This window comes from Erwinia sp. INIA01, from assembly GCF_025947915.1.
GTDB classification, from domain to species: domain Bacteria; phylum Pseudomonadota; class Gammaproteobacteria; order Enterobacterales; family Enterobacteriaceae; genus Erwinia; species Erwinia coffeiphila.
Genome location: NZ_JAPDNC010000002.1, coordinates 329,240 through 352,710, shown reverse-complemented (window position 1 = coordinate 352,710; position 23,471 = coordinate 329,240). Strand labels below are relative to the sequence as shown.

At 56.2% G+C, this 23,471-nt stretch carries 21 protein-coding genes; 6 read left to right on the top strand and 15 right to left on the bottom strand.

Annotated elements, in window-relative coordinates; all coding sequences use genetic code 11:
* Nucleotides 1-45: 45 nt before the first annotated feature.
* Both diaA and dolP read left to right on the top strand, forming a co-directional pair.
* Nucleotides 46-636, top strand: a complete 591-nt coding sequence (gene diaA / locus OMR58_RS03510) for a DnaA initiator-associating protein DiaA (protein ID WP_105592050.1) — start codon at nt 46-48, stop codon at nt 634-636.
* Nucleotides 637-646: 10 nt separating this feature from the next.
* Nucleotides 647-1,219 (top strand): division/outer membrane stress-associated lipid-binding lipoprotein, encoded by a 573-nt coding sequence (gene dolP / locus OMR58_RS03505; protein WP_200563931.1) that lies wholly within the window; start codon nt 647-649, stop codon nt 1,217-1,219.
* A 196-nt stretch (nt 1,220-1,415) separates the two neighbouring features.
* Here the strand turns inward: dolP and OMR58_RS03500 are convergent, their stop codons facing one another.
* The 11 genes from OMR58_RS03500 to pmbA all read right to left on the bottom strand — a co-directional run bounded on the left by OMR58_RS03500 (nt 1,416) and on the right by pmbA (nt 11,278).
* Nucleotides 1,416-3,326 (bottom strand): BglG family transcription antiterminator, encoded by a 1,911-nt coding sequence (locus OMR58_RS03500; RefSeq protein WP_200563930.1) that lies wholly within the window; start codon nt 3,324-3,326, stop codon nt 1,416-1,418.
* 217 nt (nt 3,327-3,543) lie between these two features.
* A complete protein-coding gene (gene dagF, locus OMR58_RS03495; protein ID WP_264545282.1) occupies nt 3,544-4,284 on the bottom strand; it encodes a 2-dehydro-3-deoxy-phosphogluconate aldolase in 741 nt (246 codons plus the stop codon).
* The gene (locus OMR58_RS03490) at nt 4,281-5,402 is read right to left on the bottom strand and encodes a DgaE family pyridoxal phosphate-dependent ammonia lyase (protein WP_264545281.1); all 1,122 of its coding nucleotides are present in this window, start codon (nt 5,400-5,402) and stop codon (nt 4,281-4,283) included. The genes dagF and OMR58_RS03490 overlap by 4 nt, the downstream gene beginning before the upstream one ends.
* The gene (locus OMR58_RS03485; protein ID WP_264545280.1) at nt 5,386-6,519 is read right to left on the bottom strand and encodes an amidohydrolase/deacetylase family metallohydrolase; all 1,134 of its coding nucleotides are present in this window, start codon (nt 6,517-6,519) and stop codon (nt 5,386-5,388) included. The genes OMR58_RS03490 and OMR58_RS03485 overlap by 17 nt, the downstream gene beginning before the upstream one ends.
* A gap of 45 nt (nt 6,520-6,564) precedes the next feature.
* Nucleotides 6,565-7,209 carry a DUF4310 family protein gene (locus OMR58_RS03480; RefSeq protein ID WP_105592320.1) on the bottom strand — a complete coding sequence of 215 codons (645 nt, stop codon included), beginning with the start codon at nt 7,207-7,209 and terminating at the stop codon, nt 6,565-6,567.
* Nucleotides 7,210-7,222: 13 nt separating this feature from the next.
* The gene (locus OMR58_RS03475; RefSeq protein ID WP_264545279.1) at nt 7,223-7,999 is read right to left on the bottom strand and encodes a DUF4311 domain-containing protein; all 777 of its coding nucleotides are present in this window, start codon (nt 7,997-7,999) and stop codon (nt 7,223-7,225) included.
* 33 nt (nt 8,000-8,032) lie between these two features.
* On the bottom strand, nt 8,033-8,332 hold the full coding sequence (locus OMR58_RS03470) for a DUF4312 family protein (RefSeq protein WP_200563922.1): 300 nt from the start codon (nt 8,330-8,332) through the stop codon (nt 8,033-8,035).
* On the bottom strand, nt 8,332-8,691 hold the full coding sequence (locus tag OMR58_RS03465) for an SFCGS family glycine-rich protein (RefSeq protein WP_105592058.1): 360 nt from the start codon (nt 8,689-8,691) through the stop codon (nt 8,332-8,334). The genes OMR58_RS03470 and OMR58_RS03465 overlap by 1 nt, the downstream gene beginning before the upstream one ends.
* Before the next feature lie 91 nt (nt 8,692-8,782).
* Nucleotides 8,783-9,115: a glycine dehydrogenase gene (locus OMR58_RS03460; RefSeq protein WP_264545278.1), complete on the bottom strand. Its 333-nt coding sequence runs from the start codon at nt 9,113-9,115 to the stop codon at nt 8,783-8,785.
* A gap of 347 nt (nt 9,116-9,462) precedes the next feature.
* Nucleotides 9,463-9,849: a cytochrome b562 gene (gene cybC, locus OMR58_RS03455; RefSeq protein ID WP_264545277.1), complete on the bottom strand. Its 387-nt coding sequence runs from the start codon at nt 9,847-9,849 to the stop codon at nt 9,463-9,465.
* An 88-nt stretch (nt 9,850-9,937) separates the two neighbouring features.
* Complete coding sequence (gene pmbA, locus OMR58_RS03450) at nt 9,938-11,278, bottom strand: metalloprotease PmbA (RefSeq protein ID WP_264545276.1); 1,341 nt, start codon at nt 11,276-11,278, stop codon at nt 9,938-9,940.
* Between the two features lie 186 nt (nt 11,279-11,464).
* Between pmbA and yjgA the strand changes: the two genes are divergently transcribed.
* Nucleotides 11,465-12,007 carry a ribosome biogenesis factor YjgA gene (gene yjgA / locus OMR58_RS03445; RefSeq protein WP_200543394.1) on the top strand — a complete coding sequence of 181 codons (543 nt, stop codon included), beginning with the start codon at nt 11,465-11,467 and terminating at the stop codon, nt 12,005-12,007.
* 206 nt (nt 12,008-12,213) lie between these two features.
* Here the strand turns inward: yjgA and mpl are convergent, their stop codons facing one another.
* Nucleotides 12,214-13,578 (bottom strand): UDP-N-acetylmuramate:L-alanyl-gamma-D-glutamyl-meso-diaminopimelate ligase, encoded by a 1,365-nt coding sequence (gene mpl, locus OMR58_RS03440; protein ID WP_105592063.1) that lies wholly within the window; start codon nt 13,576-13,578, stop codon nt 12,214-12,216.
* 166 nt (nt 13,579-13,744) lie between these two features.
* On the opposite strand from mpl, the gene fbp reads away from it, so the two are divergent.
* Nucleotides 13,745-14,743 carry a class 1 fructose-bisphosphatase gene (gene fbp / locus OMR58_RS03435; protein ID WP_105592064.1) on the top strand — a complete coding sequence of 333 codons (999 nt, stop codon included), beginning with the start codon at nt 13,745-13,747 and terminating at the stop codon, nt 14,741-14,743.
* Nucleotides 14,744-14,994: 251 nt separating this feature from the next.
* On the top strand, nt 14,995-15,525 hold the full coding sequence (ppa, locus tag OMR58_RS03430) for an inorganic diphosphatase (RefSeq protein WP_105592067.1): 531 nt from the start codon (nt 14,995-14,997) through the stop codon (nt 15,523-15,525).
* A gap of 68 nt (nt 15,526-15,593) precedes the next feature.
* Here the strand turns inward: ppa and OMR58_RS03425 are convergent, their stop codons facing one another.
* Genes OMR58_RS03425 through tamA form a run of 3 tightly spaced genes read right to left on the bottom strand, consistent with a single transcriptional unit; the run spans nt 15,594 to nt 21,453 of the window.
* Nucleotides 15,594-15,941: a gamma-glutamylcyclotransferase family protein gene (locus OMR58_RS03425; protein WP_105592068.1), complete on the bottom strand. Its 348-nt coding sequence runs from the start codon at nt 15,939-15,941 to the stop codon at nt 15,594-15,596.
* A 2-nt stretch (nt 15,942-15,943) separates the two neighbouring features.
* Nucleotides 15,944-19,717, bottom strand: a complete 3,774-nt coding sequence (gene tamB, locus OMR58_RS03420) for an autotransporter assembly complex protein TamB (protein ID WP_264545275.1) — start codon at nt 19,715-19,717, stop codon at nt 15,944-15,946.
* A complete protein-coding gene (gene tamA / locus OMR58_RS03415) occupies nt 19,714-21,453 on the bottom strand; it encodes an autotransporter assembly complex protein TamA (protein WP_444861295.1) in 1,740 nt (579 codons plus the stop codon). The genes tamB and tamA overlap by 4 nt, the downstream gene beginning before the upstream one ends.
* 459 nt (nt 21,454-21,912) lie before the next feature.
* Here tamA and OMR58_RS03410 point away from each other — a divergent pair, with 459 nt between their 5' ends.
* Nucleotides 21,913-23,247: a hemolysin family protein gene (locus OMR58_RS03410; RefSeq protein ID WP_105592071.1), complete on the top strand. Its 1,335-nt coding sequence runs from the start codon at nt 21,913-21,915 to the stop codon at nt 23,245-23,247.
* Nucleotides 23,248-23,471: the final 224 nt, after the last annotated feature.

Below are 23,471 nucleotides of genomic sequence, written 5' to 3'. Positions count from 1 at the left end.
CTGAATGACAGGTCGAAGACCGCGAAAACTAACCAGGTGAATGACGTGCTGGAAAGAATTAAAGTCTGTTTTACTGAGAGTATTCAAACACAAATCGCCGCAGCGGAAGCGCTTCCCGATGCGATTTCCCGCGCTGCGATGACCATCGTGCAGTCGCTGTTGAATGGGAACAAAATCCTGAGTTGTGGCAACGGAACCTCCAGTGCCAATGCCCAGCATTTTGCTGCCAGTATGATCAACCGTTTTGAGACCGAACGCCCGAGCCTGCCTGCAATTGCCCTCAGCGCCGATAATGTACTGCTGACGGCGATTGGTAACGATCGTCTGCACGACGAGATTTACGCCAAGCAGGTTCGTGCACTGGGCCATGCAGGAGATATCCTGCTGGCCATTTCAACCCGCGGCAACAGCCGCGATATCGTGAAAGCAGTAGAAGCCGCGGTAACGCGCGATATGACTATCATCGCGCTTACCGGTTACGATGGCGGAGAGCTCGCCGGTTTACTGGGCCCGCAGGATGTGGAGATCCGTATTCCCTCGCATCGCAGCGCCAGGATTCAGGAGATGCATATGCTGACCGTGAATTGCCTGTGCGATTTGATAGATAACACTTTATTTCCCCACCAGGATGTCTAAAGGAGCTTAAATGAAGGCATTATCTGCAACGGCAGTTATTCTCACCGCATTGATGTTACAGGGCTGCGTCGCCGCAGTCGTGGGTAGCGCCGCCGTCGCGACTAAGAGCGCCACGGACCCGCGTACCGTTGGTACTCAGGTGGATGACGGCACGCTGGAACTGCGCGTCAGCAATGCGCTGTCGAAAGATGAACAGATCAAACAGAACACCCATATCGTAGCCACCGCTTACCAGGGCAAAGTGCTGCTGACCGGCCAGTCGCCGAACGCAGAGCTGGCCACGCGGGCTAAACAGATCGCCGTAGGCGTTGATGGTGCAACCGAGGTCTATAACGAGATCCGTACCGCCAATAAAGTCAGCTTTGGCACCGCTTCTTCCGATACCTGGATCACCACCAAAGTGCGTTCTCAGCTGCTGGGCAGCGACCAGGTAAAATCATCTAACGTGAAGGTGACCACTGAGAACGGCGAGGTGTTCCTGCTGGGTCTGGTGACGAACGAAGAAGCAAAAGCGGCAGCGGATATTGCCAGCCGGGTCAGCGGCGTTAAGCACGTCACCACGGCGTTTACAATTCTGAAGTAAAGTCCGTATTGAGAACGTGATTGAAGGCGGGAAGGAACCCGCCGCAGTTTTCATAGCACGACTCTGGAACCCTCCTGGCTCTGCCGTTCAGCGGATTCAGCGGATTCAGCGGATTCAGCGGATTCAGCGTGACAATCTGTCGTTCACCCGCTGGCGGGTGGCAAATTCCTGCCCTTTCCTGCCCTTCCCGCTTTTTCTACAACCGGCTCAAACAGTCCATCGCCACTGCTTTGAAACTGTCAAAATCCTTGCTGTCCCGCAGCCGCGTCATCGCCCGTTCACGCATAAACGTCACGAACAGATCGTAGATCGCCATCGCCTCTTCATACTCACTTTTGCTGATCGCCAGCAGGAAAATGACATAGGCGGTTTCATCGCCCCATTTAATCCCCTGTGGAGCCAGCACCGTATAAACGCAGGTCTTCTTCGATAGCAGGCCAAGAGAGTGCGGCAGCGCAATCCCCTCACCCAACATGGTGCTGACAATCGCTTCGCGCTCTTCGACAGACGGGTAAAATGTCTCGTCGACAATCCCTTCATTCTCCAGCCGATCGCACAGCTGGCGGAACAGCTCGGAACGGTCGATCTCACGATCGATAATGCAGAAGTGGCTGGCGTCAAAAAACTTCTCCAGCATGTAAGGGCGGGTGCGATCCAGCAGCACCTGCTTGCCCAGCTGTTCGAGCTGAAAATCGGTGGGGAACGGCGACATCACCACCACCGGCTTATCTTTATCGCTGAGCCGCGCGGTGGAAATCACGAAGTCTTCTTCCACCGCCGCCAGCTGCTCGTATTCACGCAGGGAAATGATGCGGCGCACTTCAATCTGCGGGTATTTACGCATCAGCATCGCCTGGATCATCCGTACCGTCGAGTTGCCGGTATCGCAGACCAGCAGCACCAGCGGATAGCGCTGATAGCCAACGTTATAGTGGCGCTCCAGCCCGACGCCGATATGCAGCACCAGGAATCCCACTTCGTTTTCACTGATGGCATAGGGGGTATATTTACCCCAGCTGGATACCGCCGCCAGCGTGACGTCGTACGCCATCGGATAGTGCTGTTTGATATTCGCCAGCAGCGGATTGGGGATATTAATCTGGTAGCGCACCCGGGTAATCATGGTTTTAATATGCGTCAGCAGATCGGCACGCAGCTGCGGGTCGTTTTGCAGATTAAAACCGTAATGGCTGTTGATGTAGTTGAGGATGTAATCCACCAGTGATTCGCCATCGTCCGGGCTGATGGCGCTGGGCGCAGATTCTTCAATGCGCCTGGCGGCAATATGCACCTGTAGCCAGGCCTCTTCCGCCGGAGAGATACTTTTACCGGTAATCGGGCGCATCAGGTTAATAATGTGGCGAGCCGCATCGCGCACGTCGTCGGCGACGTCTGCGGCAATAAAATCAGACAGCGGATAACCTTCGGCGATGCGGCGCACCGCCACCGCGCAGTAAAGACGCAGATACAGCTCGGCATCGTCGGCCAGGCGGATATTAAAGCGCGACAGGCAATCAAGCAGCATCGGTTGCAGCGTGGTCAGCATACCCCGGTTCAACGCTTCCAGCTTTAGCAACGGGCTGTCGGCATCCTCCTGCGCCAGCTGATAGAGCAGATCGGTCAGGCAGGTGCGCATCGCCGCTTCACTGCCGAACAGCTTCATGCCGTAACGTGGCCGGGTTTCAATCTCCAGGCCGTAACGGCTTAGCCATTCTCTCACCTCTGCCATATCCCCCTGCAGCGTGGTGCGGCTGACAAACCATTCATCTGCCAGGTCTTCCAGCTTGAGGGAAAAAGCCGAGGTAAGAAAACGGGTTAACAGGTAATGAACCCGTTCCGTTGAGGTTCGCGGCACACGCAGGCTCGACGTTGACTGTTGCAGCAGGCGGTCATAGCGCCCGGCATCATCAATTTTTAACTGGTAGCCTTCGCCGCGGCTAAGGACAAAACTGGCACCGTGGTCGGCCAGCAGTTCATTGAGGGCGGTAACGTCGGTGCGTACGGTGCGGGTGGAAACGGCCAGTCGGCGCGCCAGTTCATCCTGCGGCAGGATTTCATTTTGCAGAAGGTCAAACAGCTGTGCCAGTCGTTGGTTGGGGAATCTCACGGGGTACCATTATCATCAAATTGAAGCGTTTTATGGGTTGTTTTTATACTCAGCCTACCTTTATTCGCGCCGAAAAAATAGCGTAGCAGCCTCTGCAAATTTTCATTTGACAGATATCGCAATTTATTCAAAAAGTGCGAGATTTTGTTTCGGAAAGAATAGATTTTTCCCCGCCGTTGTAAGATCAAAACGATCGTCCAACGGCGGGAAATCTGGCTTACGCCATCACTTTGCGGGTGATCGCCATCAGCGTGGCGACATCCGCCGGACGGGTCAGCCCGGTGGCTTTATCAATGATCGAGCTGTAGATGTGCGGAATCACTTTGCTTACCCCGGCATCCAGCGCAATGCGCAGGATCGTCTCGTAGTTGTTCAGATCGATGCCGCCGGTTGGCTCCAGCCAGAAGTCGTTCGCGGCGCAGGCTTCGGCCAGCGCGCGGAACTCGTTAATATCCACCATCTTATCCATCGGGAAGAACTTGACCGAGCTGCCGCCCATATCTTTCAGCATCGCGATCGCCGTAGCGACCGGCACAATGCCGTCTTCCGCTTTGCAGCTCAGAGGACCGGTAGAGATTTTTACCATGCCGGGACGCCCGGTAGGCGATGCCAGACCGTTGACCACCGTTTCCGTCTGGCCCAGCAGCGCGCGGCTGGTGCCCACGCCGGTGAACACCTGGTTCACGTGCTGCGGCTGAACCTGTGCCGAAATCGCACTAACCATCGCTGACTGGTTCGGATCGCCCGCGCCCAACCCGACGGAAAGCGCGTTGTCGATCAGCGCCGCATACTCGCGCATATCTTTTACCGCGCTGTCCACGGTGTCGTAGTTTTTAGACAGGACGCCGACCAGTACGTGGCCTTCAGCGGCTTCCCAGATATCACGGGCGTTCTGTTTAGAACCGGCCAGTACGTTAAGACATACGCGATCGCGATAGAATTTTGGTGTCAGTTTCATGCCTGTTTTCCCCTGGCTAATAAATCCTGAATAGCGGTAAAAATCTGGTGCAGCTGCCCGGCGGAAACGCTGCGTACGTCAACTTCAACAATACCTTCGTTGGCCTTATAGCCACGGAAATAGATCGCCTGCTCGCCGGTCTTCAGCGCCTGTACCATCTCGCCGGTGCTCATGCCGATGCACGACTCGTCGAAGTGGATTTCCGCACGGGCAATATCGCGCCCGGCGGCATCCCACACCACGCGCGCCTGAATGCCGCTCAGGCCGTTGAGATTGGTGATAAACGGCGTCATTTTCTCAACCATCTGCGCGCCGCTGGTTTTTTCCTGCACCAGATAGTTTTCAATCGCCTGGGTGAGGCCAAGAATGCCCTCTTTGCCTACCTTCATCGCCCGGCCAATGCCCAGCGACTGGCGCTTAACCCACTCAACCTGCTGCTTTTTGCCGATCACCAGCCCGCTGGTTGGGCCTTCGATCGCTTTAGCACCGCTGTAGATCACCAGATCCGCACCCAGCGCGGTGTAGGCCAGCAGATCCTCTTCCGCTGCGGCATCCACAATCAGTGGAACGCCGTGCTTGCGTGCTACGGCCACCGCCTGTTCCACGCTCAAATGGCTTTTCTGCACGCTGTGGTGGGATTTGATATAGAGGATCGCCGCCGTGTCTGGCGTGACCGCCGCCGACAGCTGCTCCGGTGAGCATTCATTGGCGTAACCCGCTTCAACCAGACGACCGCCGCCCAGCGTTACCATGGTGCCGACCGGCGCGCCGAAGTTCACGTTGTGCCCTTTTGGCAGCACGATATCGTGCGGCACAGTCAGCGGCGCGGCGTGCAGGTTTTCCAGCAGCCAGTCGTTGTCCTTAACGATCACGCCAGCCACGGACTGCGCAATACCGGCGGAGGCGCAGGAAACCACTACCGCCGCTTCGCAGTTCAGCAGCCCGGCGATGTACGCGCCGGTTTTGTTGACCAGGTCTTTCATCTCAAAGTAGTGGTTAAGACCGTATTTTACCGTCTCCACCACGTCTGCCGCCGGGGTGGAAACACCCAGAATGGTCATGCGGCCCGAGGCGTTAATCACCTGTTTCAGGCCATATTTCTCATAAACTGAAGTCATTACGTTTTTTCCCTTCATCGGTGAGGAATCCCTGCCCGCCTACCATCGCGGCAAGCGGTATCAGCTGCGTTTCACCAGCCAGCGTGTGGCCGTCAGAGTCGGTAAACACGCACGGCTGCTGTTGCAGGTCAAAAATGGTCAGATCGGCATCGCAGCCCACTTCCAGACGCCCTTTGTCCTTCAGCTTCAGTCCTTCTGCGGCGTGAACGGTCACGCAGTCGATCACCTGCGGCAGCGTCATGCCGATGTGCAGGAACTTCGACATCACGTGCGCAAGGCTGTGTACCGGACCGTTAATGCGGTTACGGCAGTAAATATCGGAACTGATGGTCTGCGGCAGAATGCCCTGAGCAATGGCTACCCGCGCCACCTCAAAGCTGAAGCTGGCGGTGCCGTGCCCCACATCCAGCCGCACACCGCGCTGGATCGCCCGGCTGACCGACGCACGCAGCTGGCCTTCCGGCGTCAGGATGCGGTTTGGCTTGCCGTTGTAGCAGTGGGTGATAATGTCGCCGGAGGTCAGCAGATCGGCAATTTCATCCAGATTCGGCGGGTTATTGCCGATGTGAACCATCAGCGGCAGATCGCCGTTCTCTTTCTGCAGCGCTTTGGCCCGCTCCAGCGGTTTAATGCCGTTTTGCTCAACGACGCTGCTGCTGATGCGCGCCTTCAGGCCGACGATAAAGTCCGGACGGCGCTGTAATGCTGCTTTCAGCGCAGGGCCATCGATCCTCGCCATATCGCCCAGCTCGTTCTGGGTCAGGATGCCGCTGCGCGCGATGTTCAGCAGCGCATAAACCCGGGTGGTGCAGTCGCGCGTAAGCTGCCAGAAATCATCCACGTCGTCGGCACCGGTGCTGCCCGCATCGATCACCGTGGTGACACCGGTATCAACACCGATGCGATCGGCTTCATCGTGGTAGATCGGTGATTTGGGATAGCAGTGGACGTGTGAATCAATCCAGCCCGCGCTCAGCCAGTAGCGCCCGGCCAGATCCCACTCCCGCGCTGCCGGGCCGGTGACGGCGCCCACAGCGGCAATTTTCCCCGCCTGTAACGCCACATCGCTTAACGAACCGTCGCTGAGGCGGGCATTGCGGATAATCAGGTCATACATGGTGAACCTCCGGATCGTGGCGGCACAGGCCGCCACGTTGAGTGATTACAGGGCGATCGGGAAGATGGCACCCAGCACCATCGCACCGAGAATAGCCCCGCCGGTAATCGGTTTACCCCAAAGGTAAAACAGCAGTGAACCCACCAGCGAACCCAGACCAATCGGAATCGATGCGGTCATCGCGGAGAGGATAATCAACGGCCCGAGGAAGCGACCTGAGGTATTACCCGCGCCCATCATCACATCCGCACCGTAAGTGGAGTCGCTGTTATTAATGGTAAATTTACGTGCCAGAATAATGATGTAGCCCACCGCCAGCCCGAGCACCATTCCGGTGACCAGCGACGCGGCAAAGTTCGCCACAGGGAAAATGAAGCCCGCGCCCAGCAGCAGCGCGGGAACGCCCAGGCCGATACCGGTCTGGATGGCGCCGCCGATATCAAGAATCCCCACCAGCGAGCCTTCAATGATGCGGGCAAACAGGAAGCTGGCACCAAAGGCCGCTACCGCACCATAAACGCCGGTTTCCATGCCCGAACGCAGCATCGAAACAAAGGCCACTTCGTTAAAGGCACCCAGGCCATAGACGTAATACATGTGTGTACCGGCGAATACCCCGGCAGAAAGCAGGCCGACAAAGATCGGGAATGACCAGTCGTCGTACCAAAAACCGCGTTTTGACTCTTCCATTTCCATCGTCCTCTTATTTGCCGCTCAGGGAGTTGTGGATCATCTCCAGCCAGCCCGGTACGCCGAGCTGGAAGGATTCCAGCATCTTCATATCGAAACCACGGAAGAAACCGCTCAGCACGAACAGCAGCACAATGGCGACCATCATCACTTTGGTGACGCGGTTCCAGCCCGCTTCTTCCACACCCTTACCAATCAGGATGCCCAGTACCAGGCCCGGTACGGCGTTGCCCATGATCAGCTGCGCCAGACCGCCGAAAATAGTTGCCCAGAAACCGGATTTATTACCGGCATCGATTGCCGCCAGCCAGAAGATCACCGGCATGACGGTGTTCACCAGCAGGTTTGCGGCCGGAACCAGTACTTTAACCGCCGTGACCTGTAGCGCTGCCGGTACGGCTGATGCGGTAGAGTTGAGGAAAGCGACGACGATCATGCCGATGATGCCGCAGGCAATCGCCATCTTTTTCGGGTTATGCAGCGTTTCCGCCACGTTGCGGTTCTTCACCATCAGCGCGGCCGCACCCCAGTTCGGGATAATGCGGTGATCAACGTCCTGGGTGAAGGAGCCGGCGGCAACCGATGACGCCCAGGCGTTAAAGAAGAAGCCCAGTCCGAACGAGAAGTGAGAGGCTGGATCGCCTTCACAGGAGTTCAGCTCACCCAGTGTACGAAATGCGCCCATTCCCTGAGACGTCGGGGCGTGAAACATGCGGGCGGCACCGGCACCAACGCCGACCCCAACCAGCCCGCCGATAATCAGCGATTTAAATAAAATGATTAAAAACATTAGCTTTTCCTTTAGTTTTATTGCCCAACGTTTTTAGCTTTTCGAGGAGAAATCCACCTGCTCGGCATCAATCACCGAGACATTGACGGTAATCGCCAGATCCACGCTGTACAGCCGTCGTTCGCGCGCGAGGAAGAAGAACAAAAACTTCTCGGTTTTAACGCTCTGCGTGGCCCGCAGCACCTGAACATCAACCGGTTCAATGCGCAGCAGGATTTTGCTGGTGGATTTCAGTACCGTGTTTTGTACCCGGCTGAGGGCATCAGCAAAGGCTTTGCCCTTGCTGTCGCCTTTACCGCTGACGTTCACTGTCGTGGTGAATTGCTCTTTCATCAGCCGTGCTTCTTCTGCCAGGCCAGAACCAGACGCTCGCCCAGCTCTTCTTTATCCATAAAGCCGAAGCCCAGCACGTTTGCCCCTTCGTTGATGGCGGTAACGCCTTCATCTACGGAGCGCATGCCGTATTTCGCTTTATAGCCATGCTTAGTCTGCGCGGTGATCGCACCGGCACCGCCGCTGCCGCAGAACGAGATGCCGAAGGTGGCATTTTCCGCTTTCATCACGTCGCCCAGCTTCATATCTGCCGCTACGCCCGGTACCACAATGGCTTTACCGCCGGCTTTCTCGACGCCCGCAGCAACTTTCTGGCCTTTACCTAAACGATCGCCGATCACTACAATAATTTGAGACATGCTGTGTTCCTTAAATTGAATGAGTTACTACGCGTAACCTCGGTGGTGCAGTCAGTTTCCCAACCCAAAAATGACAAGCAAACCGGGCTTATCAGGCGTTTTCTTTCGCCACTTCAAAATGTACGGAGAGGAGCCAGGCTTCCTCTTTGGGCAGATTGCCAAACAGATCCACCACCTGCTGCGCCAGCGTCATCGACTCTGCTGAAATATCTTCAAACAGTTCGGCTTCCACCTCCGGCAGCGGTTCGCCGGTGAGCGAGCGCAGTGCCATCGCCTTAACGTGCGAACTCAGCATTTGCTGCTGAACCGCGTTAGGCACAATGGCGCGTTCTGCAAACAGTCCGCCAATCTGTGCCATCACCTGCTCTGCTAAAGCCTGAATTTCGTCGCTGCGTTCTGTGGCCGACAACGTTCCATTACTCACATCGATCCCCCTGTGTTACGTTTCGGCTAATACCAGAAACCTTTTTGCTGATGCGAATAAAGTACCGCCGGAGCGCTTTTCTGTGGAGAACGACTTTTTCCACTTCGAAACGGAAATAATGCCAACAAGAGCGATCCGGCTCGCAAAAACGTTAATTCGTGCATTTTTAATTTAAGTATGAAAATTACGGCGCATTATCAGTAATCCGCTGCGCAATCCATGCGTTACAGGAATAAAAGCGACACGTTCGTGGGAAGACTTTAGTAAAAGAAGAAGAAAAACTTATGGCGGAAAAAGGCCCACTGCGGGGCCCTGTCTTTATTTACGATGGTGAATAACGCCGGCGATTAGCGAAATTTCTTATGGCCTTCGTCACGGGTTGCGGCAAATTGCTTCGCCTGTTCCTTTGCTCCGGCTAAATCGCCGGCATTCGCCAGCTTCAGGCTATCGTTAATCTGGCCAATCAGCTTATCCAGTTCGGCATGATAGTCCTTCACCTGCGCGCTGTCGGCGGGCTGGCCCTCCAGCTTATCCGGGGTACGGGTTTTCGCATCGCTGGCAGCGGTGCGCATATCGCTTAAAGCACGAACCATCTCTGCCTTATCATCGGTTTTCTGTACCGTCCGTAAGGCACCTTTCAAAACATCCATGTCACCTTCAAGATCCTGCGCCAGCAGCGGGGTGGCGGCGCACAACAGGGCAGAGCTCAACATTGCAATCAATAATTTACGCATATCAGATCCTATTTTTATAAACGGGTATCATGCTGCAAAAAAAAGGCGACTTTGCAGTCGCCTTCTATATTACGCGTAAATTGTTAAATTATTGTCCGGCAATATTCATTTCTGGTAACAAAACGGAACCGCACTGAATATTGCTGCGGGTTTCAATATCGCTACCGACGCTGACCATATTGCGCCACATATCTTTTAAATTGCCGGCGATGGTAATTTCACTGACCGGATACTGAATCACGCCGTTTTCAACCCAGAAGCCCGAGGCACCGCGCGAGTAGTCACCGGTGATGCCGCTCACCGCCTGCCCCATCAGCTCGGTTACCAGCAGACCGGTGCCCAGCTGCTTCAGCATCTGCTCAAAATTGTGGCCCTGCCCGGCAATACGCCAGTTGTGAATGCCGCCCGCATGGCCGGTGCTCTTCAGCCCCAGCTTACGCGCGGAGTAACTGGTCAGCAGCCAGGTTTGCAGCACGCCGTCTTTGATGATGTCGCGCTGCTGAGTACGAATACCTTCGCTGTCGAACGGCGTGGAGGCCAATCCTTTCAGCAAATGCGGCTGTTCCTGGATCGTCAGCCAGTCCGGCAGGATCTGCTGGCCGAGCGAGTCCAGCAGGAAGGTCGATTTACGGTAGACGCTGCCGCCGCTGATAGCCCCTACCAGGTGACCAAACAGGCCGGTCGCCACTTCGGCGGCGAACAGCACCGGCGCTTTCATGGTGGAAAGTTTGCGTGGAGACAGGCGCGACAGCGTACGGCGGGCGCACTCTTCACCGACCCATTCGGGTGATTTCAGATCGTCGATCGCCCGCCCGATGGTGTAGGCGTAATCACGCTCCATGTCGCCGTTCTCTTCGGCAATCACGCAGCTGGAAAGGGAGTGGCGGCTGGAGCAGTAGCCCTGCAGCATGCCGTGGCTGTTGCCAAACACTTTGATGCCCACGTGGCTGTTGAAGCTGCCGCCTTCGGTATTGGTAATACGTTTGTCAACGTTCAGGGAAGCCTGTTCCGCACGCGCGGCCAGCTCAATAGCGCGATCCGCATCGATCTCGGTGGGGTGGAACAGATCCAGATCCGGCGCCTCAAACGCCAGCAGATCGCGGTCGGCAACGCCCGCATACGGGTCCGCCGAAGTGTAACGGGCGATATCGATCGCCGCCTGAACGGTGCGTTTAATCGCTTCAGGGCTGAGGTCGGTCGATGAGGCGCTACCTTTGCAATTCTGATGAAAAACGGTAATGCCCAGCGCACCGTCGCTGTTGAATTCGACGTTTTCCACTTCACCATAGCGCGTGCTCACGCTGATGCCGGTAGTTTTGCTTACCGCGACTTCCGCCCCATCAGAACCGGTTTTTGCCAGTTCGAGTGCCGTCGCGACCGCCTGTTCCAGGATTTTTCGCTGTTCTGCAACTTGGGAGAGTAATTTCATCGACCTGCCGTATAATTAACAGTGCGGTTTCCCTGTGGCCTAACTCGTTCATATCCTGAGCATTAAACCACCTGCAAAACCGCGCATGGGTGATAAGGGTTAATTTGAGTCTAACAGACTCAGAGAACAATTTCGCAGTAGCCGGCGTTTCCTGATAGCATTAGCCTCTTTTTCTGGAGCCTAACCATGACCAAGCAGCCCGAAGACTGGCTCGATGACGTACCCGATAACGAAGAAGAAGAAGACGAAGAGATTATCTGGGTCAGTAAAAGTGAAATTAAACGCGACGCCGAAGAGCTGAAACGCCTCGGTGCCGAGCTGGTAGAGCTGGGGAAAAACTCCCTGGATCGTATCCCGCTGGATGAGGATCTGCGTGCCGCGATTGAGCTGGCGCAGAAGATCAAAAAAGAGGGCCGTCGCCGTCAGCTGCAGCTGATCGGTAAGATGCTGCGCTCACGTGATGAAGAACCGATCCGCACCGCGCTGGATAAGCTGAAGAACCGCCACAACCAGCAGGTTGCGCTGTTCCACAAACTGGAAGTGCTGCGCGATCGTCTGGTTGAGAAAGGCGATGATGCCGTACCGGATGTGCTGAACCTGTACCCGGATGCGGACCGCCAGCAGCTGCGCACGATGATTCGTAACGCGCAGAAAGAGAAAGCGGATAACAAGCCGCCTAAAGCCTACCGTCAAATCTTCCAGTATTTGCGCGAACTGGCCGAAGCGTAATCGGTATGGACAGGGATGCAACTCGTGCACCCTGTCCTGGTATCTCCAGGCGCAGCGTTTCCCGCCCCACCTCAATTAATCCCATTCAGGCCGTGCTTCGCGATTTAACTCAGCTGTACCGGTGTCCCGCTGGTGAACCCGACACGGGTTACGAACGCGTTTACGGACACCGGCCCGTTGCTTTCGCAATGCGACCGTCCCCTGGGTTACTTTTCCACTTTAGCCAGACGATCCAGCAGCTTCTGGTGAATACCGCCAAATCCGCCGTTGCTCATGACAAGGATGTAGTCGCCCGGCTGAGCTTTTTTGGCAATCATCTCAACCAGGGTATCGACATCCGCGCTCCACTGCGCAGGCTGCACGCAGGCTTCCGCCACTTCAACTACCTGCCACGGAATGTGGTGCGGCTGGAAGAGGAACACTTCATCAGCGCGGCCCAGCGCCGGAGCCAGATCGTCCTTGCTGATGCCCATTTTCATGGTGTTAGAGCGCGGCTCCAGCACGGCGAGAATGCGTGCGGTTCCGCCGACCTTGCTGCGCAGCGCCGCCAGCGTAGCGAGGATCGCCGTAGGGTGATGGGCAAAATCGTCATAGACTTTAACGCCGTTGCTTTCACCACGCAGTTCCAGGCGGCGACGGGCGTTGATAAAGTCGTTAAGCGCGCGGCCGGCATCTTCCGGTTTCACGCCGACGTGTCGCGCGGCGGCAATCGCCATCATGCCGTTATGCATGTTGTGCTCGCCCACCAGCGACCAGTTCACCTCAGCAACGCGTTCACCGTCCAGATAGACTTCCCAGTGGGAAGCGTCCGGCGTCAGTTTTTTCACCTGCCAGTGGCCGTTATCGCCGATGATCTCCTGCTCGCTCCAGCAGCCCATCGCCATCACCTGCTTCAGGTTCGCGTCGTTTTCCGGCAGGATGATTTTCCCCTGACCCGGCACGATGCGCACCAGATGATGGAACTGCTTTTGGATCGCCCGCAGATCGTCAAAGATGTCTGCGTGATCGAATTCGAGGTTGTTGAGGATCAGCGTGCGTGGGCAGTAGTGAACAAATTTAGATCGCTTGTCAAAAAACGCACAGTCGTACTCGTCCGCTTCAATAACAAAAAATGGGCTTTTTCCTAAATTTGCAGAAACTTCAAAATTGCCCGGCACCCCACCGATTACAAAGCCCGGTTCATAGCCGCAGGCCTGTAAAATCCACGCTGTCATGCCCGCCGTGGTGGTTTTTCCGTGCGTTCCTGCTACCGCAATGACCCAGCGGTCACGCAGCACAAAATCATGCAGCCACTGAGGCCCGGACAGGTACGGAATATTACGTTCCAGCACCGCTTCAACACAGGGATTCCCCCGGCTCATTGCGTTGCCGATGATCACCAGATCCGGGGCTGGATCGAGCTGTGATGCATCATAACCCTGAATTAAATCAATGCCCTGCTTCTCCAGCAGCGTGCTCATTGGCGGATAGACGTTAGCATCAGAGCCGGTGACGTCGTGCCCCAGCGAACGGGCCAGCATCGCCAGGCCGCCCATGAAGGTGCCACAGATACCGAGAATGTGAATACGCATAGAAGGTCTGTTCCTTATTAGTTCGTCGCACAGTGTAACGCCCCCATCGTGCGGAAGAAACGGATTTACCCTATGTTCTTTACCGTTCAATCGGCTAAACTGCGTACGCATACGTTGCAGTTTGTAAAACAGGCTGCTACTCAACCGCAGATTCAGGGATTGTGTTATGAAAACGTTAGGCGAATTTATCGTCGAGAAGCAACACGACTTTCCGCACGCAACGGGTGAACTTACCTCATTGATCTCCGCGATCAAGCTGGGCGCAAAAATCATCCACCGCGATATCAACAAAGCAGGCCTGGTTGATATTCTTGGCGCAAGCGGCGCTGAAAATGTGCAGGGCGAGCAACAAATGAAGCTCGATCTGTACGCGAACGAAAAACTGAAAGCCGCGCTGAAGGCCAGGGGTATCGTTGCCGGTATCGCATCTGAAGAAGAAGACGAGATCGTTATCTTTGAAGGTGTGGAAAACGGTAAGTACGTGGTCCTGATGGACCCTCTCGACGGTTCTTCAAACATTGATGTAAACGTTTCCGTTGGAACGATCTTCTCTATTTACCGCCGTATCACCCCTCCGGGTACGCCGGTAACCGAAGAAGACTTCCTGCAACCGGGTAGCCAGCAGGTCGCAGCAGGCTACGTGGTTTATGGTTCGTCCACCATGCTGGTGTACACCACCGGCTATGGCGTTCACGCCTTTACCTACGATCCGTCACTGGGCGTATTCTGCCTCAGCGCCGAGAAGATGACCTTCCCGGAGAAGGGTTACACCTACTCCATTAACGAAGGTAACTACATTAAATTCCCGCAGGGCGTGAAGAAGTACCTCAAGTTCTGTCAGGAAGAGGATCTGGAAACCCATCGTCCTTACACCTCGCGCTATATCGGTTCTCTGGTGGCGGACTTCCACCGCAACCTGCTGAAAGGCGGAATTTATCTGTACCCAAGCACAGCCAGCCACCCGAAAGGCAAACTGCGCCTGCTGTATGAGTGCAACCCGATGGCCTTCCTCGCTGAACAGGCGGGCGGCAAGGCCAGCGACGGTAAAAACCGCATTCTGGATCTGATTCCAGAAACGCTGCACCAGCGTTCACCGTTCTTCGTCGGCAACGACCATATGGTGGATGATACCGAACGTTTCCTGCGTGAATTCCCGGATAACTAACGGTTAATCAGGGCGGTCATACGACCGCCCTGTTCTTTTTGTTCAGCCGCTATGCCGGGTGACGTTCAGCACGGATACTCTCGCCCCCATCGCCAGATTAGCTATTCCCGCAAATTGTGCAGCCGCCGGCCTGCTCGGAAGAATCTGCTATCGCTCCGACGTATTCTTAAACGCTGAAAAAGGGCAGGACTTTAAAATTGACCTGGCTATAATAGCCGGCACTCAACCTAATATGATTTAAGGAACTCAGAATGAGCCTGAACCATGTACCAGCGGGCAAAGACCTGCCAGACGATATCTACGTTGTTATTGAGATCCCGGCTAACGCCTCTCCGATCAAATACGAAGTAGACAAAGAGTCTGGCGCTCTGTTCGTTGACCGCTTTATGGCGACAGCAATGTTCTATCCGTGCAACTACGGCTACATCAACAACACCCTGTCTCTGGATGGGGACCCGGTTGACGTGCTGGTACCGACCCCGTACCCACTGCAGCCTGGCTCAGTGATTCGCTGCCGTCCGGTTGGCGTGCTGAAAATGACCGACGAGTCTGGTGAAGATGCCAAAGTTGTTGCAGTACCACACAGCAAGCTGAGCAAAGAATACGAGCACATCCAGGATGTGAACGACCTGCCTGAGCTGCTGCGCGGCCAGATCACCCACTTCTTCGAGCAGTATAAAGCGCTGGAAAAAGGCAAATGGGTTAAGGTTGACGGTTGGGAAGGCGTTGAAGCTGCTAAAGCTGAGATCGTCTCTTCTTTCGAGCGTGCTGCTAAGAAGTAATTTTTGCGTGCTTTAAAGTAAAAAAACACCGCTCACTGAGCGGTGTTTTTGTTTTCAGGAAAGAGCGGTTATTCACCGGCCTCTCTTTGCAGCCAGTCACCGCTAACGATGCGCTTTCTGCCTGAGACGGAACGCTGATACACGTACAGCCACGCACTGCCGTACGGGGTTTGTAACAGCTCGCGCTTATACTCCCCGCCGGTTTCTCTCAGAGCATCCAGCTCCCCCAGGGTTGAGGCATCGATCCGATAAACCTCACAATACACCTGCCCTTCCCCCGGGACTACGCCCGGGTAATGACCAAGGCTGTAGAGCTCATAGCCGTCGATCAGATGATCGCCCAGCCACTGCCCGTTCGTCATCCAGTGACTGTTACCTTGCTTGCGCCGCAGACTGCCGTAAACAATTATTCGCATTGCTAGAACTCAAACTGATAAAGCACATCCAGAGCCTGATCTATGCCAGACACTGCTTCCAAATAGAGTTTGGGCATCAGGCGATAACGCAGAGTTAACGTCGCCAGTGAATCAAATATGCCAACACCGTATTTTACCTGTAGACCCGGCAGCACATAGCCGCTGACCTGCACCTGCTGGCTGTCGCCAACCCCTGCAGTATCCAGAGCCAGGTTGCTGACACCGAAGGTCTCGCCGATTTTACCCACAACTTGACCACTTTGTGCAACCCCCAATCCAACCAGAGCGGAAGTTAATGCGTCACTGTCGCTGCCGGAGGTTTGCAGACCCTGCCCGCGAAGCAGGTAGGACAGCGCTTCCTGCTGCGACATCGCCGGGTCGGAGAACACTTCAGCTTTCGGTTCATCGGCCAGTCCGGTGACGCGAACGCCAGCGGTCACGTCATCTTCGGTGGCTTCCGGGTTACGAATCGCTTCGATGTTGAGATACGGCTGATCCGGCGGACCGGCAAACTGCAGCTCGCCCTTGCGTACAATCAGATCCTGGCCGTAGGCGTGGAAGCGCCCGGACGGAATGTTAATCTGGCCGTTCAGCCCCAGCCCGCGTTTATCCTGCACCAGTTTCAGATCGCCGTTCAGCTTCGCCTTCAGGCCAAAGGCGCTGAGGCGTACATCGTCACCGACGTGGATAATCAGGTTGCTGTTGATCGGGATTGAGGTCGATTTCGGCGCAATCGGCTGCAGGTTTTTATCCAGCAGCACTTCATCCGACGAGACGCCCACCGCACTTTCCGGCACTTCCTGCACCGTAATGCGCGCCCACGGGATATCCACCCGCCCATCAAGATTGAACATTTCCGGCGTGGCTTCAAATACCAGATCCGGTGAAACGTCCATCCGCACCATCGGCGGCACGGTCACCCGCACGCGGTCGCCTTTGGCCGCGACGCGTGCCCGCCAGGCATTCAGCTGGCTCCAGTCGGCGTTACCGTTAAGCGTAATCTGCCCCTGCGAGGTTTGAATCACCCCTTCCAGCGTTGAACTCATGCCGTTAAACAACATCGAGAGGTTCGCGGTGGTGAGATCCACCGGCATAAAGCTACCTTCCACATCCACATTCCGCAGGCCAAGCTGACCGAAGACCTGCGGTTTTTGCAGATTGCCACCCAGGCGCAGATTACTGTTCAGCACGCCGGAGACTTTCTCGCCCTGCATCAGCGCCGGATTGAGCATCGCCAGCGACAGATTGGTGATGTTAACGTTGCCGGACAGCGTTCGGCGGCCCTGCGGATCGGCTATCTGCACGTTGCCGTCCAGCTGGCCGTTGTTGGCAATGCGGATCAGCCAGTCGAGCTGCGCACGACCATTTTTCAGCCCCGCATTCAGGTTCAGCGTATCAAAGGCGATCGGCAGCGTATTGCCCTGCACGTCCTGCGCCACTTTCACGCCGTTGCCTTTCAGCGAGATGCGCCCGGTCGGCAGCGCGCCGTCGGCGGTCCAGCTGACGTCGGCATCCCCGCTGAATGAACCTTTAAGCTGCGTTTCTTCCGGCATAAACGGTTTGATCATCGCCAGATCAAAACGGTTCAGTACCACCCGCGCGCGGCCGGACGGACCGGCTTCCACCGTCTGCGGAACGCACAGCTCGGCGTTCGGGTTCTGCCAGCAGTGTGGCCCGATGCTGATGGTCTGTTTAGTATTGAGGTAGTCGAGGGCAATCGCGCGGGTTAAGCGCCATTCACCGACCGGCGTGTCAAAGCGGGTGTTGTTGAGCGTGCCCTGCCAGCGCTGCGTGGCGCGGTCAAAGCTACCGTTCAGCGCCAGCTGGCCGGACACTGGTTCGCCCTGCATATTCAGCTTCAGCTGGTGCTGCTTCTCGCTGCCGCTGGCATCCAGCGTCAGCTGCGAGATCGACAACGCATCCTGCTTCACCTGATCGACACGCAGATTCAGCTTGCCCTGGATCTGCTCGCCGGAGCTGACGTCGCCTTTCAGCAGCACGCGACCAATGCTGAGCGCCTGCCAGCGCAGTCCGCTGGCGGTCAGATCGGCCAGCAGCTGCGGCGTTTTCAGATCGCCGCGCGCGCGGATAGTGCCTTTCGCCACCCCGCCGAGGCCCGGCAGCGCATTATCCAGATGTTGGGCGTCGATATCCGCATCCAGATTCAGCTTCTCGCCCAGCGATCCTTTCAGATTGACGTTGTTCCGCCCCAGAATCAGCTTGATGCCGGGAATATCCCACTGGTTGTAGCTGTTGCCGTACAGCGTGCCGTCGGCGCTGACCGCGTTATTACGCACGTTGCCGCGCAGCTTCAGCTCCGGTACGCGCATCTGCCAGCTGCCGCCGTACAGGCTGCCGCGGGTGGTGATTTTACCGTCCAGCTTCGCCGGCCAGTCCGGGTACTGCTTCGCGGTGTTAATGCCGGTCAGAGTCAGCTCGCTGTTCCAGCTGATCGCCTTACTCCAGTCCACCAGCGCTTTCAGATCGGCGGTACCCTGCAACGCGGCCAGCCGCAGCTTTTCAATGGCGAACTGCTCTACGTTGCCTTTACCGTCCAGGGTGACCGTGGCGGGCGGTACGCCCTGCCCCTGTAGCGCCGCCTTCAGCGACATCACGTAGTCGGTCGCTTTTCCTTTGAAGCTGAAGTTAAAATTATCCGCTTCATACTGCGTTTCCCCCTCCAGCGGCCAGCGCAGCTGTGGGCTTTGCAGCGTCATATTAAGCGGCAGGCCCGCTTCGGCCAGCCGGGTGTCAGCATCCAGCTGGGCCCGCACCGGACCGGACAGATTCAGCGCCAGGGTCAGCGTTTCACGCAGATAGCCACCGAGGGTCATTTTAATCTTTTCACCCTTCAGCGGATCGATATTCATATCGCCGTTGAGGGTAAAATTCATCGGCCAGCTGCCGCTCAGGGTGGCTTCGCCCTGAGCGTTGAGCTGCCCCTGAACCGCGTCGACATCCAGCGTTTGCAGCGCCAGATGATTATTCTCAGTTTTGGCTTTCACCAGCAGGCGATTGACGGTGATATCGGTATCGCCGGTCAGGCGCAGCTGTTCACCCAGGATCTGCTGCACATTGACATCCAGCGGCAGCGTAAACTCCGGCAGATTCGGCAGCAGCGGCTGCTCGAACATCGCTTTCAGCGTTTCGCCCAGCGGTTTTTCTTCCGGCTGCGGGTCCTGAATCTTCGGCTGAACCACTTCTTCATTGGCGACTTTAGCCGCCTTCGGTAGCGCGATCAGCAACCCCTGAATATGGGTTGGCGTCAGCGTCATACCGCGCCCTTCCCAGTGCATGCCGCTGGTAAAGTCCGCCAGTGAAACCGCCGTGTCGTCAATCTTCACATTGATGTTATGCAGCGCCAGGCGGCTTAGCGTCAGCGGGTACGGCGTGCTGATTTCGCCGGTTGTGGACTCATCCTCGACTGGTGGATTCTCAGCAGAAGCCAGCTGTTTGCTGTCCACCGCTACATATACGTCCTTCAGTGACAGATCGTTGACGCAGAACGCACTCTGCTTCAGGCAGCCCAGACGCAGCGCCAGATGAAATTCTCCGGCGTTAACCGATACGCCGGGCATCTCGTATTTGACGCCCTTCAGCGTCAGATCGCGCCAGCCGCCGTTGACCTGCTGGATTTCCAGCCCCGGCACCCAGCGGGCAGCGGAGTTCAGCACCAGGTGTAATCCGCTGGTGGTGCCCAGCAGGAACGCAATACCGCCCAGCAGCAGCACAATAAATATCACAATGCCAATCAGGCCCTTTTTCCACCACTTCATAGTTCAGGCCCCAGTCCAATGTAAAACTGAATATCGCGATCGTCCTGGTCACCGATTGGGCGGGCTATATCAACCTTGATTGGCCCCACCGGCGACTGCCAGCGCACGCCGAAGCCCGCGCCGGTCTTAAAGTTGCTCTGTTTGATATCGTTAACGGCTTCACCGGAGTCGACAAATACCGCGCCCCACCATTTGCCCGTCACGTTGTACTGATACTCCAGCGAGCCGGTGGCCAGCTTGGAAGCACCGGTCAGCTTGCCGTCGTCATCACGCGGCGAAATGCCTTTGTACTTGTAGCCACGAATGCTGCGGTCGCCACCGGCGAAGAAACGCAGATCGGGCGGTACTTTTTCAAAATCGTTGGTTTCAATCCAGCCGAGATTGCCGCGCACCACAAAGCGATGTTTATCTTCCAGCGTACGGATCCAGACGTTTTGCGCCTGCACCACCGCGAAGTCAACGTCCGATCCCCAGGTGGTATCGGATACGTCCAGCGAGTAGCGCTGCGAGTCACCCCACGTCGGCATCAGGCCACCGCGCGAACGGGTGCGGTTAACGCTAACGCCCGGATAGAGCAGCATGGTGGTATTAGTGACGCTACCCTGAGTAAAGTGATCGAGGCTCCAGCGCAGGTTAATCGCCCGCTGCCAGCCGCTGGAACTGTCCCAGTAACGCGAGGCGGCCAGCGTGGTGGAATCAGCTTTGGTATCGTTAAGATCGGTACGTTTCAGACCGCCCTGCAGCAGGTAATACTGCTCCAGCGGGCTTTTCAGTAAAGGCACCTTGTAGCTGAAATCCAGCTGCTGCTCGGGTGCAGAAACATTGGCACTGGTAGAGAAGCTGTGCCCCCGGGAGTTAACCCACGGTTTTTTCCAGGTTGCTTTAACGCGCGGCCCCACGTCGGTCGAGTAGCCCACGCCGGTTTCGATGGTGTTTTCCGTGCGAGGCGTTACAACGCCGTGCAGCGGTAAGATTTTATTTTCGCGGCTTTTATCAAACTCGGGTGCCACAACCACCGAGTTAAACCAGCCTGTCGCGGACAGGCGGCGATTCAGCTCGGCCAGATCGCGCGAGGTGTAGTAATCGCCCTGCTTAAAGGGCAGCAGGTTTTGCAGATACTCTTCACGAATCTGCGAACCTTCAAAGGTCACCGGCCCGAAACGATAGCGCTGGCCGCTGTCGTAGTCGATGTCCCAGAAGGCTTCGCGCCGCTCAACCGATACGCCAAGCTGGCTTTTACGGTATTCACCATCAAAGTAGCCTTTGCGCAGCGCCAGGCCGGAAAGAGAACTTTTAAATTTGTCGTACTGACCGTGATTCAACACGCTGCCAATCTTTGGCTTTCCATCACGTACCAGCTGCTGCACGTCGCTATCGGTGCGCGCACCGCCGCGTAAAATAATGGTTTCACCGGCGATTTTCACCGGCTCGCCGGGAGTCACCTTGGCCAGCAGTACCGGTCGGCCGCCCTTCGCCGGAGCGGGGCGCAGTTCGAAGTCGATCTGCGGCTCATAATATCCCAGCGCCTTCAGACCCTCTTTTACCGCCACGCTCACGCGCGAGCGAAAGCGGCCGTCGGAGGTCACTTCATCGTTAGTAATCGTGGATAAACGCGCCCTGACGTTCTTCTGTAATTCCCCGGATAATCCTGTCACCTGTAAACGCACGTTAGCCGCCTCTGCGGCAGGTGCGGCGATCAGCAAACAAGACATGCAATAAACATGAATTCGTGGCACGCGTACTCCCGTTTTTTTGCCAGCCCACCATCCACCGGGCTTAATCTGTAATTATTCAATAGACTTAATGGAGTTTAACGTGCTCTCCGTATCAAACAAGTTTCAGCGCTGTATTTACGGAATGATTCCAGTTCAGATTGCTTTTCACGGTCTCTTGTTTAAAACACCCGCCGTAAAGTGGTGATCCTCCACCGCCGGAATTGTAAGCGCTCGTCAGCACGGCTATAATCGCTGCACAGGCTTTTTCACAACCTGATAACCCTTCTGCCCCGGCGTGTTTTGCCGAACTGGCGCAGACATTTTTGGCACGGATAGCCCTGTACGCTCAATATGTTGAATGATGCAGAATCCCGCGCGCTGCCCAGGCCAAAAATGACAAGTGATTAACCCGGCCTCTCTTTATCTGCGCAGTGACAAGACTGATCGCCCATAAGAGATGAGCCATTGTATGGATAGTGTATGTTAGACAGCTTGCTTGTCATTTTACTGCTGATTGCCATCAGCTCATTCTTCTCCCTTTCAGAAATCTCTCTGGCAGCCGCCCGTAAAATCAAACTGAAAATCCTGGCGGATGAAGGCAACATCAACGCCCAGCGCGTGCTGAAAATGCAGGAAACGCCGGGGATGTTCTTTACCGTGGTGCAGATCGGCCTGAACGCCGTGGCGATCCTCGGTGGTATCGTCGGCGATGCGGCCTTCTCTCCGGCTTTCCGCTCGTTGTTTGAACGGATGGTGGAGCCAGAGCTGGCGGAGCGCCTCAGCTTCATCTGTTCTTTCACACTGGTCACCAGCCTGTTTATTCTGTTTGCTGACCTCTTCCCGAAACGTCTGGGGATGATTGCGCCGGAAAGCGTGGCGCTGAGAATCATCAATCCGATGCGTTTCTGCCTGTTCCTGTTCCGCCCGCTGGTGTGGTTCTTTAACGGCGGTGCCAACATTATCTTCCGCCTGTTTAAGATCCCGCTGGTGCGTAAAGACGACATCACTTCCGACGATATTTACGCGGTGGTGGAAGCCGGTGCGCTGGCCGGAGTGCTGCGCAAGCAGGAGCACGAGCTGATTGAGAACGTGTTTGAGCTGGAATCCCGCACCGTGCCGTCGTCGATGACCTCGCGTGAAAACGTAGTCTGGTTCGATCTGCATGAGGATGAGGCCAGCCTTAAGGGGAAAATCGCACAGCATCCGCACTCCAAGTTCCTGGTGTGTAATGAAGATATCGACCATATCGTTGGCTATGTCGACTCCAAAGAGCTGCTGCTGCGCGTGCTGGGCAATCAGAGTATGACGCTGAACAGCGGCGTGCAGATCCGTTCGGCGCTGATTGTGCCGGATACACTGACGCTGTCTGAAGCGCTGGAAAGCTTTAAAGCCGCGGGTGAAGACTTTGCGGTGATCATGAACGAATATGCGCTGGTGGTGGGGATCATTACGCTGAATGACGTGATGACCACGCTGATGGGCGATCTGGTCGGCCAGGGTATGGAAGAGCAGATTGTGGCCCGCGATGAGAATTCGTGGCTGGTTGAAGGCGGTACGCCAATTGATGACGTGATGCGCGTGTTGGATATCGATGAGTTCCCGCAGTCCGGCAACTACGAGACGATTGGCGGCTTTATGATGTTTATGCTGCGTAAGATCCCGAAGCGTACCGATTTTGTGAAGTTCCACGGCTATAAGTTTGAGGTGGTGGATATCGATAGCTACCGTATCGATCAGCTGCTGGTGACCCGTGTTGATGCCCGTCCGGCGGCACCGGTGTTACCGCGTGCACCGGAAGCGGGTGCAGAAGAGTAATTTTGTGGTTTAGCTGGGCGGTGACAGTACTGAATGGTGGGTGTCAGCCTGGTTTTCTGGCAGATCGTGCCAGCGCTGACTGGTTGGTGTCAGCCGGATTTTCTGGCTGAGCGGTGCCCGCGCCGACTGGTTGGTGTTAGCCGGGTCTTCTGGCTGAGCGGTGCCCGCGCCGACTGGTTGGTGTTAGCCGGGTCTTCTGGCTGAGCGGTGCCCGCGCCGACTGG

Bases quoted from the DNA above. Each gene is read 5' to 3' on its own strand.
- mpl (WP_105592063.1), bottom strand. From the start codon at position 13,578: ATGCGTATTCACATTCTCGGTATCTGTGGCACCTTCATGGGCGGCCTG.
- tamB (WP_264545275.1), bottom strand. From the start codon at position 19,717: ATGAAGTGGTGGAAAAAGGGCCTGATTGGCATTGTGATATTTATTGTG.
- yjgA (WP_200543394.1), top strand. From the start codon at position 11,465: ATGACCAAGCAGCCCGAAGACTGGCTCGATGACGTACCCGATAACGAA.
- OMR58_RS03465 (WP_105592058.1), bottom strand. From the start codon at position 8,691: ATGTCTCAAATTATTGTAGTGATCGGCGATCGTTTAGGTAAAGGCCAG.
- OMR58_RS03410 (WP_105592071.1), top strand. From the start codon at position 21,913: ATGTTAGACAGCTTGCTTGTCATTTTACTGCTGATTGCCATCAGCTCA.
- dolP (WP_200563931.1), top strand. From the start codon at position 647: ATGAAGGCATTATCTGCAACGGCAGTTATTCTCACCGCATTGATGTTA.
- pmbA (WP_264545276.1), bottom strand. From the start codon at position 11,278: ATGAAATTACTCTCCCAAGTTGCAGAACAGCGAAAAATCCTGGAACAG.
- cybC (WP_264545277.1), bottom strand. From the start codon at position 9,849: ATGCGTAAATTATTGATTGCAATGTTGAGCTCTGCCCTGTTGTGCGCC.
- OMR58_RS03480 (WP_105592320.1), bottom strand. From the start codon at position 7,209: ATGGAAGAGTCAAAACGCGGTTTTTGGTACGACGACTGGTCATTCCCG.
- OMR58_RS03490 (WP_264545281.1), bottom strand. From the start codon at position 5,402: ATGACTTCAGTTTATGAGAAATATGGCCTGAAACAGGTGATTAACGCC.
- fbp (WP_105592064.1), top strand. From the start codon at position 13,745: ATGAAAACGTTAGGCGAATTTATCGTCGAGAAGCAACACGACTTTCCG.
- OMR58_RS03470 (WP_200563922.1), bottom strand. From the start codon at position 8,332: ATGAAAGAGCAATTCACCACGACAGTGAACGTCAGCGGTAAAGGCGAC.
- OMR58_RS03485 (WP_264545280.1), bottom strand. From the start codon at position 6,519: ATGTATGACCTGATTATCCGCAATGCCCGCCTCAGCGACGGTTCGTTA.
- ppa (WP_105592067.1), top strand. From the start codon at position 14,995: ATGAGCCTGAACCATGTACCAGCGGGCAAAGACCTGCCAGACGATATC.
- OMR58_RS03425 (WP_105592068.1), bottom strand. From the start codon at position 15,941: ATGCGAATAATTGTTTACGGCAGTCTGCGGCGCAAGCAAGGTAACAGT.
- OMR58_RS03475 (WP_264545279.1), bottom strand. From the start codon at position 7,999: ATGTTTTTAATCATTTTATTTAAATCGCTGATTATCGGCGGGCTGGTT.
- dagF (WP_264545282.1), bottom strand. From the start codon at position 4,284: ATGAAACTGACACCAAAATTCTATCGCGATCGCGTATGTCTTAACGTA.